This is a genomic window from Bdellovibrionota bacterium (assembly GCA_035292885.1).
Lineage (GTDB): Bacteria > Bdellovibrionota_G > JALEGL01 > JALEGL01 > DATDPG01 > DATDPG01.
The window spans coordinates 33,252-48,758 of record DATDPG010000041.1 but is presented as its reverse complement, the minus strand read 5'-3'; the positions used below and the strand labels follow the sequence as shown (position 1 = coordinate 48,758).

General features: G+C 55.7%; 12 protein-coding genes. 4 read left to right on the top strand and 8 right to left on the bottom strand.

The window, feature by feature from the left end; genetic code table 11:
• Nucleotides 1–831, bottom strand: an 831-nt coding sequence (locus tag VI895_03460) for a sigma-54 dependent transcriptional regulator (GenBank protein HLG18861.1), incomplete at its 3' end; no start/stop codon positions are given.
• A 51-nt stretch (nucleotides 832–882) separates the two neighbouring features.
• Between VI895_03460 and folP the strand changes: the two genes are divergently transcribed.
• Nucleotides 883–1,725, top strand: a complete 843-nt coding sequence (folP, locus tag VI895_03455; GenBank protein HLG18860.1) for a dihydropteroate synthase — start codon at nucleotides 883–885, stop codon at nucleotides 1,723–1,725.
• Nucleotides 1,726–1,922: 197 nt separating this feature from the next.
• The gene (gene gspD / locus VI895_03450) at nucleotides 1,923–4,307 is read left to right on the top strand and encodes a type II secretion system secretin GspD (protein ID HLG18859.1); all 2,385 of its coding nucleotides are present in this window, start codon (nucleotides 1,923–1,925) and stop codon (nucleotides 4,305–4,307) included.
• Nucleotides 4,308–4,315: 8 nt separating this feature from the next.
• Here gspD and VI895_03445 read toward each other — a convergent pair whose 3' ends face one another.
• Complete coding sequence (locus VI895_03445) at nucleotides 4,316–5,590, bottom strand: folylpolyglutamate synthase/dihydrofolate synthase family protein (protein ID HLG18858.1); 1,275 nt, start codon at nucleotides 5,588–5,590, stop codon at nucleotides 4,316–4,318.
• Entirely contained in the window at nucleotides 5,580–7,097 is a 1,518-nt protein-coding gene (locus tag VI895_03440; GenBank protein ID HLG18857.1) for a HAMP domain-containing sensor histidine kinase, read from the bottom strand. Before VI895_03440 ends, VI895_03445 begins: the two co-directional genes overlap by 11 nt.
• A gap of 59 nt (nucleotides 7,098–7,156) precedes the next feature.
• Here VI895_03440 and VI895_03435 point away from each other — a divergent pair, with 59 nt between their 5' ends.
• On the top strand, nucleotides 7,157–8,533 hold the full coding sequence (locus VI895_03435; GenBank protein HLG18856.1) for a pyridoxal phosphate-dependent aminotransferase: 1,377 nt from the start codon (nucleotides 7,157–7,159) through the stop codon (nucleotides 8,531–8,533).
• 1 nt (nucleotide 8,534) lies between these two features.
• Here the strand turns inward: VI895_03435 and VI895_03430 are convergent, their stop codons facing one another.
• The 4 genes from VI895_03430 to VI895_03415 all read right to left on the bottom strand — a co-directional run bounded on the left by VI895_03430 (nucleotide 8,535) and on the right by VI895_03415 (nucleotide 13,346).
• On the bottom strand, nucleotides 8,535–9,515 hold the full coding sequence (locus tag VI895_03430) for an acetyl-CoA carboxylase carboxyltransferase subunit alpha (protein HLG18855.1): 981 nt from the start codon (nucleotides 9,513–9,515) through the stop codon (nucleotides 8,535–8,537).
• Complete coding sequence (miaA, locus tag VI895_03425; protein HLG18854.1) at nucleotides 9,512–10,399, bottom strand: tRNA (adenosine(37)-N6)-dimethylallyltransferase MiaA; 888 nt, start codon at nucleotides 10,397–10,399, stop codon at nucleotides 9,512–9,514. Before miaA ends, VI895_03430 begins: the two co-directional genes overlap by 4 nt.
• Nucleotides 10,396–12,174, bottom strand: a complete 1,779-nt coding sequence (gene mutL, locus VI895_03420) for a DNA mismatch repair endonuclease MutL (GenBank protein HLG18853.1) — start codon at nucleotides 12,172–12,174, stop codon at nucleotides 10,396–10,398. The genes miaA and mutL overlap by 4 nt, the downstream gene beginning before the upstream one ends.
• Nucleotides 12,175–12,275: 101 nt before the next feature.
• Nucleotides 12,276–13,346 (bottom strand): GGDEF domain-containing protein, encoded by a 1,071-nt coding sequence (locus VI895_03415; protein ID HLG18852.1) that lies wholly within the window; start codon nucleotides 13,344–13,346, stop codon nucleotides 12,276–12,278.
• A 132-nt stretch (nucleotides 13,347–13,478) separates the two neighbouring features.
• On the opposite strand from VI895_03415, the gene VI895_03410 reads away from it, so the two are divergent.
• Entirely contained in the window at nucleotides 13,479–13,808 is a 330-nt protein-coding gene (locus VI895_03410) for a DUF721 domain-containing protein (GenBank protein ID HLG18851.1), read from the top strand.
• A 14-nt stretch (nucleotides 13,809–13,822) separates the two neighbouring features.
• Here the strand turns inward: VI895_03410 and murJ are convergent, their stop codons facing one another.
• Nucleotides 13,823–15,400: a murein biosynthesis integral membrane protein MurJ gene (gene murJ, locus VI895_03405; GenBank protein ID HLG18850.1), complete on the bottom strand. Its 1,578-nt coding sequence runs from the start codon at nucleotides 15,398–15,400 to the stop codon at nucleotides 13,823–13,825.
• Nucleotides 15,401–15,507: the final 107 nt, after the last annotated feature.

Below are 15,507 nucleotides of genomic sequence, written 5' to 3'. Positions count from 1 at the left end.
GATCGTCGTGTTGCTCCCCAACCGTTCAAATTCCCCTTCTTGAATGACGCGCAGAAGCTTGACCTGAACGCCCGGAGAAACTTCGCCGATTTCATCGAGGAAGAGAGTGCCGCCGTGGGCCAGCTCGAATCTCCCTTCCTTGCGCGAAATAGCGCCGGTAAAGGCCCCGCGCTCGTAGCCGAAAAGCTCCGCTTCGAGCAGCGATTCGGGAATCGCCGCGCAACTCATCTTAACGAAAGACTCGCGGGCCCGGTTGCTCTGTTGATGGATCGCCCGGGCCACGACTTCTTTCCCTGTGCCGCTTTCTCCCTGAAGGAGGACCGTCGCCGAACTCGGCGCGACTTGGCCCACCATTTCCAGAACATGGCGGATAGCACTGCTTTGGCCGATGATGACTCGCTGCGCGTAATATTTCTCCAGCTCACCGCGAAGCGCGAGATTCTCCCGGACCAGGGCGCGCTTCTCGAGATTTTTCTCGAGGACCCGGAGAAGCGTTGCCCGCTTGAACGGTTTGGGAACGAAATCGTAGGCCCCCTCCTTGATCGCTTCGACCGCCATTTCAATCGTACCGAATGCCGTCATCAGGACGACGTCCACGTGCGGCTTAACGACCTTGGCCGCCTTGAGAAGATCCATGCCGTCCATCGCGGGCATTTTGAAATCGGTCAGAATGAGATCGACCTCTTCTTTTCGCAAAAGGTCGAGAGCCTGCCGCCCATCCGCCGCCTCGATCACGCGATAATTCTCGGCCTCCAGAATCTTGGCTACCGATTCACGGTTCGAATCATCGTCCTCGACGAGGAGGATCGTGTGTTGCGGAAGAGTCCCCACGCCGCAAGCTTACCCTGGATTGACGCGGAGGGAAAAGGTATACGAAACGCGATGTCGAACTCTCCGCATATTCTTCGATGGCGCGGGGGAGAGCTCAAGCTCGACCGATGCCGGATTATGGGCGTCCTTAACGTCACGCCCGATTCCTTTTCGGACGGCGGAAAGTATTTTGAGCCGAGAGGGGCCGCCGAACGCGCATGGAAGATAAAAGAAGAAGGAGCGGATATTCTGGACATCGGCGCCGAAAGCACACGGCCCGGCGCCGACGGGATCAGTTTAGAAACAGAAGAGTCCAGACTCTTTCCGGTTCTTGAATCGCTCAAGGAGTCCAACTACCCGCTTCCGATTTCCCTTGATTCGCGAAAACCGGAAATTGCCAGGCGAGCGCTCGGCTCGGAACTGATTCAGTTCGTAAACGACATCGAGGGGCTCCGAAATTCGAAAATGGTGGAGGTGGTCCGGGATTTCAGGGCGCCGGTGATTCTTATGCACATGTTCGGTACGCCCGAGACCATGCAGAAGGAATATGCCTACAAGAACGTCGTGGAAGATATCTTGGAATTTTTTCGTGGCCGTCTCGCGGAAACCGGCTTAACCGAGAATGTGATCTTGGATCCCGGAATCGGTTTTGGAAAAAGCGTGGGTCACAATCTCGAGATCGTCCGGCGGTTGACCGAGTTCCGGTCGTTGGGTTACCCGATTCTGGTTGGTGTTTCGCGCAAATCATTTATCGGGAAAATCTTGAACGTAGAATCCGATCAACGATTGGAAGGGGGGCTTGCGGCGAGCGCGCTCGCGATCGAAAGGGGCGCCTCGATTCTTCGGACACACGATGTTCTCGCGACCATTCGGGTTGCACGGATGGTGGAGGCGATACAGGGAAGCAAAGAGTGAAAGCGAAACTCTTGCTCGCCGAAGCGTTCCAGGCCAGTGCTTTACATCCACGGGGAGGAAGGTCATGGCTCGGAATGTCCTGTCCCATGGGCGGTATTTCAGCAGGACAAAAGAGGCCTGGCGTCAGATAAAGCATCGTAGTTACAATGAGTTACTCCCGATCGCTCCGGCATTGTCCTTGCTCCATTAGCTCTTGCATGAATAAGTTTGCCGTTAGCTTCGCCCTGTTTATGGTCTTGATTTCGAGCTTGGCTCTCGCTCAGGCCCGGATTCCGAGGGAAGGGTTGGTTTCTTTGGACTTTCACGATGTCGACATTCAGGACATCGCGAAGTCGATCAGTGAAATTACCGGCAAGAACTTTGTTTTGGACGACAAAGTTCGCGGGAAGATCACGATTATTTCGCCGGCCCCGGTTTCGATTGAAGAGGCCTATCAAGCCTTTTTATCCGCATTGGAAGTCAAGAACTTAACGGCCATCGACGTTGGCAAGGTGACGAAGATCGTTCCGAGGCGAACGGCGAAGGAGGGGGCCATTCGGACCGTGACGGACCAAGCCGGAGCGTACGGCGATGAATTGGTCACACAACTTATTCCGCTTCAGTTCATCAGTGCGAATGAAATTCGCGAAGCGTTAAACAATCTCGTTTCCCGGTCCGGCGGCATCGTCGCGTACGGGCCCACGAACACTTTGATCGTGACCGATTCGGCCTCCAACATTCGCCGGCTGATGAAGATCATTCAAAAGCTCGACAAAGAAGGATTTCAGCAATCCGTTCAGGTCATCCCGATTAAATACGCCGGCGCTGGAGACATCGCGGAAAAACTCCTCAACATCTTCGAGAAAGAAAAGGGAAAGGGCGCCCGGACCCGGCGGGGCGACGTGGAACGCGGGGACGAGATCTCAAGAATTATGTCCGACGACCGGACCAACTCCCTCATTGTCATGGCCACGCGCGAGGGTCTGGGCCGTGTCCTGGATCTCGTGGCCGAGCTGGACCGGCAGGTGGAGATCGCCATCGATCGGGGAAGAATTCATGTGAAATACCTGCAACATGCGGACGCGGAGGAACTTGCGTCCGTCATGCAAGGCTTGTTGTCGGGCGCGACGCCGGCGAAGAAAAAGAAAAAAGATGCCGCCGCGGCGAAGAAAGAACAGTTGAAGAAACAACCGATGCCGTGGGAGAGCACCGCCCCGACAACGACGGAGGAAACCGAGGAACAGCCCGCGGAACCATCGAGTGGGACCAGCGCCATCGTCAAGAAGGGGGGCATGTTCGAGGATGAAGTCCGGATCGCCGCCGACAATTCGACCAACGCCTTGGTGATCACGGCTTCGCCGAGTGATTACGAAGCTTTGCTGCCGGTCATCGAGCAACTCGACGTGCGCCGTCCGCAGGTATTCGTTGAAGCGCTGATCATGGAAGTTTCCGTACGCAAGAACGTTGACGTGGGGGTCTCGGGATATGGAACGGCGAAACCAAGCGATAACTTGGCGCTACTCGGAATGTCGAATCTGGGACTTAGCCCGCTTGCCTTATCCGGGATCAAAAACCAGGGAGATGCCGCAACCGCCGCCGGGTCTTTGGCCAGCGGATTGGTTTTGGGCGGCATCAGTCCCCGGGAATTCAAGATTCCGGGAACGAACGTGAAGATTCCGATGAACGGCGCGCTCTTTCGCGCCCTTCAAGCGAATACGGCACTGAACATCTTATCGGCTCCGAATATTCTGACCAGCGATAATAAGAAGGCGGAAATTCTGGTCGGCAACGAAGTCCCTTTTATGACCAGCAATTTCACGGGCGCGGATGGGAAGCCGGTGACGAACTTCGACCGAAAAAAAGTCGGTATTCAACTGTCGGTGACGCCGCAGATTAACGAAGGGGATGAAGTGACGTTGGAGATCGAGCAGAAAATCGAGGAGGTCGAACCGCGACCCAGCGATTCGCAGTTTAAAGATCTGGTCACCAGTGAACGCGCCGCAAAAACCACGGTTGTGGCCCAAAACAGTCAAACCATCGTCATCGGAGGTTTGATCAAGGACAAGGATTCAAAGGCGGTCAGCAAGGTTCCGCTGTTGGGGGACATTCCGCTTCTGGGATATCTGTTCCGAAACACTTCGGTGGTCAAAGAAAAGGTCAACCTCATCATTTTCTTAACACCGCACGTGGTTCACGATCCGATGGATTTGTCGCGCGTAGCCGTGAAGAAAAACAACGAACGCCGCCGGTTCAACAAGACGCAAGGGATCGGTGAGAACAAGGCGCTCTATGATTACGATCTCGACAAAGGCTTGAACATGGCTCCGCCTCCTCCGAGTTCAAGGCGGGAATTGAATCATGAGAAAAAACGATTTGACTACGACAAGCCCGAGGAGAGCCAACCGGCGACCACGCCTTCGGAAGAGGACGTATTGAGCCGAAGAATGCCTCGCAGATCAAAGGCTCGAGTGACGTCCGTCGATCAAGCGGACGCGAACAATGCGAGTTCCACGACCACGAAACCTCGCCGGAAAAAAGAGCCCGTTTCGATCGCCGGCAATCCGTTTGCCGAAGTCCGTCCGCCTTCATCCACTTCGTATTAACTCGCAGATCAGCTCGGCTCAAAATTGCGTTTTGGCAGCTCCGCCCGAATTGCGCCCAATATATAAAAAGAGCCGGTACAAAGAACACGATCGGAGCGATCGAGCGCGAACGACAGGGCATCTAAAGGGTCTCGGCGGACGGACCATGGGATGGATGTGGGGGCGTCTTCTTGGACTTCCGTGAGATCCCACGCCCGGGGAGACGCGGGCCGGCAAAACGTGAAGGAACCGGCGATCGGCGTGAGAATATCGACGACGCTCCGCCAGTCCTTGTCTTTGAGCATTCCGAGGACGATATCGACCGGAGAAAGATAATGAAGTTCAAAGTAGTGTGCAATCGTACGGGCCGCGTCCGGATTGTGAGCGACATCGAGCCAGATCTCCTGACCCTCCTTTGAAATCCATCGCTCCAATCGGGCAGGAGCGGATGCATTGAGAAGTCCCTGACGGATCGCCCGGTCCGAAAAGGTAAATCGGCCGTTCGAGACGTTTCGAAGGGCGGCAATAGCGCAGGCTGCGTTGTCCATCTGGTGGTCCCCGCGCAGTCGAACGGCCAGGTGGTCCATTCGTTCGTTGTTGTTTTCATATCGAAAGTCTTCGGGTGTGCCGGCCACGGAATAATCAAGATCCGCGATCTGGAGTTTTGCGTCCACTTGCTTTGCGAATTCTCGCAGGACGGCCAAAGCATTTTTAGGCTGTTTACCGGTCACGGCGGGGATGCCTTGGCGAAGGATCGCTCCCTTTTCCGCCGCGATCTTTTCAATCGTTGACCCGAGAATCTCCGTGTGATCCAAAGCTATCGGCGTGAGAATCGTAACCGCCCGCTCAAGAGCGTTGGTCGTATCAAGACGACCTCCCAAACCAACTTCGAAAATCGCCAGTTCCGTTCTTTGTTCGACAAATACGCGGACGGCAAGGAGAGTCAGAAACTCAAAATACGTCACGGATGGAAAATCAGCATTGCGCAGACGTTGCTCTGTGTCCGTGGCGAGTTGAGCAAAAAAGTTCTTCTCGATCGGGTTGCCGTTCATTGCGATGCGTTCGGTAACCGACTCCAGGTGTGGAGAGGTGAACGTTCCGACGCGCAATCCGGCCTCCAACCCGATGGCCGTGAGATAAGCGCAGGTAGATCCTTTTCCGTTCGTGCCTCCGACGATGACGGAGGTAAGTTTTCGGTCGGGGCGGCCGAACATTGCGAGGAGCTGGCGCATCGGCTCCAGATCGAGCCGTATTCGGTGCTCGCCTAAACCGATGAGGTACGCTTCTGTCTCTTCAAACGTCACGGGTGGATATAGGGAGGCGAATCGTAAAAAGAGCCCCTTGGCCGGGCTCACTCTTGCATTCCATGCTTCCCCCCTGTTCGTGGACGATTTCGTTGCTGATGGAAAGTCCCAAGCCGGTGCCCTTGTCTTTAGTTGTGTAAAAAGGTTCGAAGATTCTGGAAAGCTGATGGGCGGGAATGCCGGGGCCCTTGTCCCAGACCTGAATCAAAAGATGGCCGTTTTCCGTCTGCGCTCGTATGCCGAACTCTCCTTTATCTCCGACAGCCTCCATGGCGTTGCGCACCAAATTGAGAAGAGCTTGTTGAAGACGATTCCCATCCATTCGGACCCGGGGAAGCGCATCGCTCACATCGAGACTCATCCGGATACCTCGCTTCGCGCATTCCGGCCGGACCAACGTTTCGAGATGTTCGAGGAACGCCTTCGGGTCGACCGGCTGGACGCTTCGCTCCGGTTTTCGAACCAACGTAAGGTAACTTTCGGCAACCCGATTGAGGCGATCGATTTCCGACGCCATCGCGTGAAGGCGTGCTTTGGCATCCGGTTCCGTAACGCGGTCCTCCAACATTTCGACGTTAAGGCCCAAAGCATTGAGAGGATTGCGGACTTCGTGGCTGATCTTGGAAGCCATGCGACCGATGACCGCCATTTTTTCACTTTGAATTAACTGCTCCTGCTGTTTCCTTAGCGTCTCGTCTCGTTGTTGAATCGCGTCCGCCATTCGATTGAACTCGTGCGCGAGGTCGCCGACTTCGTCGTTCGTTTGGATGTGCACTCTTTGTCCGAGGTCTCCGGCGGCGATTTCCCGCGCCGCCGTTTTCAGCAATCGCAACGGGCGAAAGGCGAGAATGGCGACCAGGCCGATAAGGAGCGTGCAGGCCAGAATGACGCTGGAAAAAATCAATGTCAAAACCGCCGCACGACGCTCTTCCTGGACGGTCGCCTCGATTCCCGATTGGATTCGTTCGTCCAAACGGCGGGAAAGGAAATCGATTCGCGCGCGCAGAAGCCGTTTTTGGCGCACGAGCGCTTCGTTTTGCGCCAGGGCGGCTTCGATGTCGTTCGATTCGACTTGGCCGATGATGCCTCGGACCATTTCGGTGTAGTGGGTGTGCTGATCGACCACTTCATCAATAAGTGTCGCGATACGGCCGAACCATCGCTGTTCATCCCCGATCGGATATGTGACAAATGCCTTTCGGGCGTCCTCAAGACCCCGGCGCAGACCGTTTTCCAAAAGGCGGGGGTTGTGAACGCTCACCGCTTCAAGAAAGAGGCGGTTTTGCCGGTTGGCCACCAATTTTTGAACGTCGAACGTCTCGTCGATGTGATAGAAATTAAAAAACGTGTTCACCATCTTAATGATGGGGAGGTAGCCTTCTCGAATCACGTTCAGGCGTAGGCCGATCCGTTCCAGCCGGTGAAATCCGGTGAAGAGGACCACCAAGAAAAGACCGACAAGAACCACGTACGTTCCCAGGATCCTTGTTCGGACGGAAAGCCTCATGCGTAGAGATTAATGTTTGTGACGTTGGATTTCGACATATATATAGCGCATTAAGCCGCATGGCCAAGGGGTCCAAAGAACTCGACGTTCCGTTCCGCCGCGACGTCGTCGACACGGTCATCCAGGACCATCGGATCGATTTCGAGCGCGCCTCGATCCGCCAGATGGTCGCCGCCGTCAGCGAGATCGAGAAACGGCTTTCCTGCCGCTATCTCCGGATGGAATTCGGGATCCCCGGCTTCGATCCGATTCCGATCGGCCCGGAAAGTGAGATCGGGGCGCTCCGGCGTTCCAAGGTTCCCGGAATGTATGCGCCGATCGCGGGCCTTCCGATTCTCAAAGAGGAAGGGGCGAAGTTCTTCAAGAATTTCCTGGATATCGACATTCCGGCCGATTGCGTGATTCCAACCACAGGGTCCATGCAGGGTGGGTTTTTGGCTCAAGCCGTGGCCGGGCGCTGCGATCCGAAACGGGATCGTATCCTCTATATAGATCCCTGTTTTTCGGTGCATCGAATGCAGCGGAGATTTCTCGGACTCAAGGAGGCTTCGGTCGATCTCTATGACCGCACCCAATGGCTCGATCGAGCGGAAGCCATCTGTGCCAAGGGCGACGTAGCGGCGGTGATCTATTCCACGCCCAACAATCCGACCTGGGTCATTCTCACGGAAAACGAGCTTCAAAGGTTAGGGGAGATCTGCACTAAATACGACGTCATAGCCATCGAAGATCAGGCCTATTTCGGCATGGATATGCGAAAGGATTATTCCGTGCCCCGACAACCGCCTTATCCGCCGACCGTCGCCCGGCACACGCCGAATTATGTGTTTCTCCTCTCCGGTTCAAAGATCTTCAGTTACGCGGGCCAACGGGTAGCGTTGGCCTACCTTTCGCCTTCACTCGTTAAGCGGGAATTTCCCGGGCTTGAAACGTGGTTCGGAGAAACGAGGTTTTTTGACGCCTATGTGATGAGTGGCCTTTATTGCACGACGACCGGCGTGGCGCACACGCCGCAATACGGACTGGCTGGATTTTTGGCCAAGGCCAACAAAGGCGAATTCAATTTTATCCAGAATGTTTCGGAGTATTCCGAGCGCGCAAAAGTACTCAAGAGTATTTTTCTGTCGAATGGTTTTCATCTCGTTTACGCCGAGGATGTGGGGGAGCCGCTGGCCGACGGGTTCTTCTTCACGTTTGCCTACCCCGGAATGACCGGAGCCGAGTTGGTGGGCGGGCTCTTATATTATGGGATTTCCGCCACGGCGCTCACGATTGCATGCAGCAGCCGCAAGGAAGCGGTGCGCGCGTGCGTGTCCCTCATTGGAAAGGAGGATTACAAGCTCTTCGAGTCGCGGATTAAAAAGTTCGCCAAGGATCATCCGATGGACGTCACCCGAGAATCCTCAGCTCACGGGAACGTAATCCCGGCCCCTTAAATCAAGCGTATATAGGTGCTCCCGCCGATCCGTTGGAAAAAGAACCCATCTTTCGGAATTTCTTATAGCGCTCCTGAACCAGTTCCTCAGGGGAAAGTTTCTTGAGCTGGTCCAGATGGCGCGCCAATGCGGCGCGAAGTTCGCCGGCGGCCCCTTGAAAGTTTCGGTGCGCGCCCCCTTCAGGCTCGGGGAGAAGTTCGTCGGCGATCCCAAGCGTAAGCATTTCCGGGGCCGTCAACCGAAGTGCCTTCGCGGCCAGCTCGGCCTTCGCGGAATCGCGCCACAAGATCGCGGCGCACGATTCCGGCGAGATCACCGAATAAATGGAGTATTCCAGCATCAAAATCCGGTCGGCGACGCCTATGGCTAGCGCTCCGCCGGAACCGCCTTCACCGATCACGATGGAAATAATCGGGACCTTAAGAACCGACATGACGAGAATATTCTTCGCAATGGCTTCCGCTTGTCCCCGTTCTTCCGCGCCGATTCCGGGGTACGCTCCCGGCGTATCGATAAACGTGACGATCGGGATTCGAAAGCGCTCCGCCATGCTCATCAGGCGCAGCGCTTTCCGGTAACCTTCGGGGCGCGGCATCCCGAAATTCCTTCGGATTTTCTCTTTTGTAGAGCGCCCTTTCTGGTGGCCGATGACCATCACCGACTCCCCGTTGAAACGGGCGACGCCGCCAATAATAGAGGGGTCGTCGGCGTAATTTCGGTCGCCGAACAACTCCGTGAAGTCCGTAAAGAGGGCATCGACGTAATCGAGCATGTAGGGACGCTCCGCGTGCCGCGAGAGCTGTGTGCGCTGCCACGGAGTCAGTTTCGAAAAAATATCGTCTACGAGTTTTTTGGTTTTCTTCTGAAGCTTGCGGACCTCTTCCATGATATCGACGTTTTCCTCTTTGGAAAATTCCTGAAGCTCGGAAATTTTTCGCTCCAGCTCGACGATCGGCTTTTCGAAATCGAGGAAGAGTTTCATGCTGGCAAAGCCCGTTGAATGGATTCGATCATTTTTGTTACCGCCCCGCCGCGCGGAACCCACTGGATTCTTGGGTCCCGGCGGAGCCAGGTGAGCTGCCGTTTAGCGTAGTTTCGACTGGCCTGTTTGGCAACTTCAATGCCTCGGGCCAAAGGTATCTCATTGGTTAAGATGCCTAACGCCTGGCGATAGCCGATCGCCTTTTGAAGGCGCGGAAGGGCTTTGGGGTAGGTTCTTCGAACGCGATCGGTTTCATCGAGTAACCCCGACGCAAACATTTCGTCGAGCCTCGTGTTGATCGCCTCGTAGAGCAGAGGTCGATCCATTTGAATTCCCAGCCAGACAAAATCGAACGGAGATTCCTGCTCCAAAGTCTCTTTCCAAATCTCACTTGGCTTTTGGCCGGCCGTTAAGAGCGAGATGGCCCGCGAAATGCGGTATCGATCGTTGGGATGGATGCGAGCCGCACTTTCGGGATCTTCAAGTTGAATTCGAGCATGAGCTTCCGCGAGCGATTCGATTTCAATCGTGTGATGAGGAGGCGCGACGGGCGGGTGTTCGAGAGCGCGAAGATAAAATCCCGCTCCGCCCACGACGAGCGGGAATTTCTTGCGCGCGTGAATCTCTCTCACGAGTGCTTGGGCTTCGCGAGCATACCAAAACGCGTTGGCTTCCTCATCGGGATCGAGGGCGTCGATCAGGTGGTGCGGAATGTTTTTCCGGAGTTCCACGGAAGGCTTGGCGGTGCCGACATCGAGATGGCGAAAAATCTGAAGGCTGTCGGCGCCGATGATTTCAAAACTAAAATGCTCGGCGAGTTCGAGAGCCACGAGAGTCTTTCCGACGCCGGTGGGACCGGTGAGGACGAAGACGGGAGATTTCATTTTCGTCCGAAAAGTCGTTCGAGATCGTTCAGGCCGAATTTTAGGAACGTCGGCCGGCCGTGCGGACAATGAGTGGAAACGCCGATCTGATCCATCTGATGCAGAAGGGAGCGTATTTCGTCAGCGGTCAACGGATCGTGAGCGCGAACCGCGCTATGACAGGCGATCCGGCTGAACACGTCATCCACACGATCCTGCCACGCCGCCTCTCCTTCGAACGCGCTTCGGTCGTCCATGAGATCAAAGAGCAGCGGGCGTGGATCGTGTTGTCCCAAGACCGCCGGTACGCTCTTGACGACGAACGTTCGCTCTCCGAACGGTTCAATCGCAAATCCAATCTTCACCAAAAATGGAAGCAGTTGGTCGAGAGCCGCGGCCCGTTCCTGGGATATCTCGAGCGTGATCGGCATGAGAAGATTTTGAACGTCGATGCGCCCGACGTTTGCGCCGGTCTGAAGATTTTCGAAGAGGATCCGTTCGTGCGCTGCGTGTTGATCAATGACGAACAAAGAATCCACCGCGCGGCAAACCAGGTACGTGTGATCGAGCGATCCCAAATAATCGAAGCGCTCAAAATAACCCTGCGTTTCTTTTATCTCTCCGGCGTAAGATGCGGGGGGCGTTTTCGCCATCGATACCCATGGAAGCTCGGCGGGCGTGCCGATCGATCCGGGCATAGAAGAACGTTCGAAGCCTGGGGACGGAGGTGTCTGGCGGTCGAGCGCTGCGAGCGGTAGATCGGAATGCGAGGGCAATGTCCTCTTCCGAAGCGCCTGCGCGATCGCCGTCGATATCAAGCGATAACAAGCCTGAGGATCGACGAAACGGACTTCGGCTTTGGTCGGATGTACGTTCACGTCTACGCGATCGGCCGGGATCTCGAGCATGACTACGGCGAGCGGATATCGTCTCTCCATCACTGCGGTCCGGAAGCCCTCCATGACGGCGGCTTGAAGGAGACGGTCGCGGACCGGACGGTGATTGACGTAAAGCGCCACCTCCGTCGGCCGCGAGAACATCAGCCTGGAGCCGGAAATCCACCCGTAGGCCCTGGACGATCCGTCGGAACCTTCAAAGTCATACAATTGGCGGCTTACGTCGGTGCCGTAAAGCTGGCGAATTCTTTGGAAGAGATCTTCCGCAGCGGGGAGATTCAAAAGAATTTCGCCGTTGCTTTCGAGCAAAAGGGTGTGGTCCAGATGGGAGAGGGCGATTCGGCGAACGATGTCGTCGATGTGCCCCAACTCCGTGGCCACGGAACGCAAAAACTTTTTCCGCGCCGGGACATTGTAAAAGAGATTGGAAACCGCCACGGTGGTGCCCGGCGGCGTTCCGATCGGCTCTGCGGAGCGGATTTCTCCGCCCTCACAATGGATCCGCGTCCCGGCGGGTTCCGTTTCCGTGCGCGTGAGAAGATCCAGGTGCGAAACTGCGGCGATGCTGGCCAGGGCTTCTCCTCGAAACCCGAGCGTTTGAATTCGATCCAAATCTTCCGCGGTTTCGAGTTTCGACGTGGCATGACGCTTTAACGCGAGGCGAGCTTCGTCCGGTGCCATGCCGATCCCGTCGTCGGTCACGGAAATCAGTTTTCGGCCGCCGTCGCCGATCCGAATTTCGATGCGCTGGGCGCCGGCGTCGATCGAGTTTTCCACCAGTTCCTTGACGATGGAGGCGGGTCGTTCAATGACTTCGCCGGCCGCGATTTTAAGGACGATCGATTCCGGCAAGACGCGAATCGGGCGACGCACGGGGGGCGGCAAGGGACGTACTTCCATCTTCAAAACCGCTATCTTATAAGTGCGAAAAAATCAACTAGTCAGGGCATTTAGCCCAACATTGTGAAAGCTTAGACGTAGGTGGGAATTTAAGTTCGGAGTTACGAACGGACGCAATTGCGTCCATCGCGTTTGGCCCGATAAAGAGCTTCGTCGGCTCGGGCGATGAATTGCTCGCTCGTGCGAACGTCCTGGGTTAACGAAGCGACGCCGACGCTGATCGTCGACTTGAGCGTCGCGCCGGCGAAATCAAAGACGGTTCCTTCCACCAGCTTTCGAATCTTGTCGGCGAGTCGCAAAGCGCTCTGAAGCGATGTTTCGGGCAGCAGAATTCCGAACTCTTCCCCGCCGTAGCGGCCGCAGACATCTTCTTTTCGCATGTTCTTCATGATGATCGAGCCTGTTTTTTGAAGGACGAAATCGCCGCACGGGTGGCCATAGGTGTCGTTGATCTTCTTAAAATGATCGAAGTCGAAAAGAATGAGCGTGAGTTCACGGCGGTATCGCTTGGAGCGTCCGAACTCATGCGTCACTTTGTCCAGGAAGAAGTTCTTGTTGAAGATCCGGGTCAGACCGTCGATCGTCGCCAGACGATAAATCTCCTCGTGGTATTGGCTTTCCACATGAGAGCCGGAGACGAATTTCAGGATCGTGTTGCCGACCAAGATAAGATCTCCATCTTTTAAGGGGTGAGACGTGATTTTCTTTGTGTTTACGAACGTGCCGTTGGTGGAATGAAGATCTTCGATGATGACTTCGGTTCCCTGTTTGAACAGTTTGGCATGTTGGCGGGAGACATTCTCTTCATTTACGCGTACGTGGGATGAATCGCCCCTCCCGATGATCATGTCGCCGTCGGGAAGATCGAATTTCTTTCCCAGGTCCACGCCGTGAATCGTGATGAGCGAAGCGCCTCCTTCCTCCGGCACGTCTCGGATGAACTCCTCCGCGGCGGTGATCACCGTTTGCTCGTCGGTGATCTCTTCGCGGGCGGCGCTCGGCGTGCTCAGCTCGCGGGCGAAATTCTCAAGGCAGCGGGAACAGGCTCCCTGGTCCGGTGTCCAGGTCTGGTGGGTTTGCTGGATGAACTGAACGAGCCGCGGATCTTTGAGGTAATGGCGCGTGAGATCCGTATCGTCCAGCTTGAGACCGCACATGGCGCAATTAATCATGAAGCTCCGAAGGATCCTCTACGGCGGTTGGAGAAGGGAAAACCGCTGTATTTTTCGTAGGTTACGCTGTTAATGATACGATTCAGCACAGTTCTTTGTCAAGGTGCGGCGGGTCGGATAACTACAGAGTTTGTGCGGCGCCCCCCACTTAAAGCACCCATCGCGATAGGGAGCGTCCTGGCAGGCGGGAACCTCCTTGGAAAACGAGGGGCTACATTAGTCGACCTCTATCGCATCCAAAGGGCGTGGGAAGCCGTCGTAGGGTACGAACTTTATGAGCGAACTTTTCCGAAGCTTATTCGCGGGAGCACGCTCGTCATCTCCGTGGAAAACGCCGCGTGGGCGCAGCATCTTTCCCTCATGAAGGACGAACTGTTGGGAGCTATTTTCGAGCGCGTGGGGAAGCGTTTTTCGAACATTCGATTCCTGAATGAACCTTTCAAACGGCCGCCGTATGCGTAACGCCCGAACGGTTTTCAACGTCGGACGAAATTTTTGATCAACCGGAATCCTATTTCTTTTACCAACTGCATTTCCGGGACGCGAAGCCAGAACAACATCAAGAAGTAGAACGACCCCGCAACGGAGATCGGAACCAGCGTGTCGACGAGACGGCCAAGAAGGCCGGGCCATCTACCGTCCAGCGCTCGATACAAGTAAAGAGCCACAAACGCCATGAGCACGGTGGCCAAAACAATCCGCCAAAGGCGATGAAAGATCATCGCCAACGGAAGAGGCGCATGGCGGCGTTGAAAAGTGACGATCAGAACAAATAGATTCGTAAGCGCTGCCAGCGATGTGCCGAGAGCCAGACCGCCATGACGAAGCGTTTGATATGACAGCAAGTTAAAAATCAAGTTAACTCCAACGGCGGAGACGCTTGCGATCATCGGAATTCGTGCGTCTTTGAGAGCGTAAAACGCCGGCGCGAGGACTTTGACCGCCGCATAAGCCGGAAGTCCGACGGCGTAACAGGCTAGCGCCGTGGCGGTGGCGATCGTATCGGCCGAATGAAAGATCCCGTGCTTGTAAATCAGACGGATGATCGGAATACCCATCACCCAGAGCCCGACCGCGCAGGGAAGTGTGAGAAGAAGGACGAGATTGAGCGAACGGGTGATGTTGTTCACGAACCCCTCTCGAGAATCGTTCGCGGCGTCGCGGGAGACGAGCGGCAGAGTGACGATGCCGATGCCGACGCCGAACACGCCGATCGGAAGCTGCATCAAACGGAAAGCGTAATTGAGCCAGGATGGACTCCCCTGTTCCAATAACGAAGCGAGGATCGTGTTCACCAATATATTGATCTGCGTGGCCGAAAGACCGATGACGGCGGGAAGCATGAGGCGGCCGATTTGACGGAGGCCCTCGCTCTCCCGCCAGGCGCGCAACGTGGGTCGAAATTCCCAACCTAGGCGGCGGAGCCTCGGAAGCTGCACAAAGGCTTGAGCGAATCCACCGCACAACGTTCCTACCGACCAACCGATGACCGCGGACCGGCCGCTGGTTCCATACGTCCAGAGCGCCAGACCAAAAGCAATCGAAACGAGATTAAACAGAACCGGCGCGAAAGCGGGGAGGGCGAATACGCCGCGGACGTTGAGCATCCCCATGAAGAGGGCGGAGAGCGCCACCAGCGGAAGAAACGGAAACATAATGCGGGTCAAAAGAATCGTGAGATCGGATTTGCCGGCGATGCCTTCGAATCCCGGCGCGATGACCGCGACAACCTGTGGGGCGAACAGCATCCCCAAAACGGTCAACGAACCCACGATGAGAAGGAGCGTACCGATGACGAGATTGGCCAGTGCCCAAGCCTCCTCTTTGGAACGACGAACTTCATATTCCGTGAACGTGGGGACGAAAGCGCTGGAGAGCGCCCCTTCGGCGAACAGATCCCGCAACAAGTTGGGAATTCGAAAAGCGACGATGAACGAATCGGCAAAAAAGCCCGCGCCGAGCAGAGCGGCGAAGAGCTGATCGCGGATCAGTCCAAAAATTCGGCTGGCAAAAATGCTGAGGCTTACGGTGCTCGCGGCGCGGCCGAGTTTGATCTTGGGGGGAGGTTCAGTCAGAACGAGACGAACACTATCAATACTCCCGATAACGCGCTCGCATTAATTATTGACATCATCGCGTTACTTCGATAGCGTCAATCTCG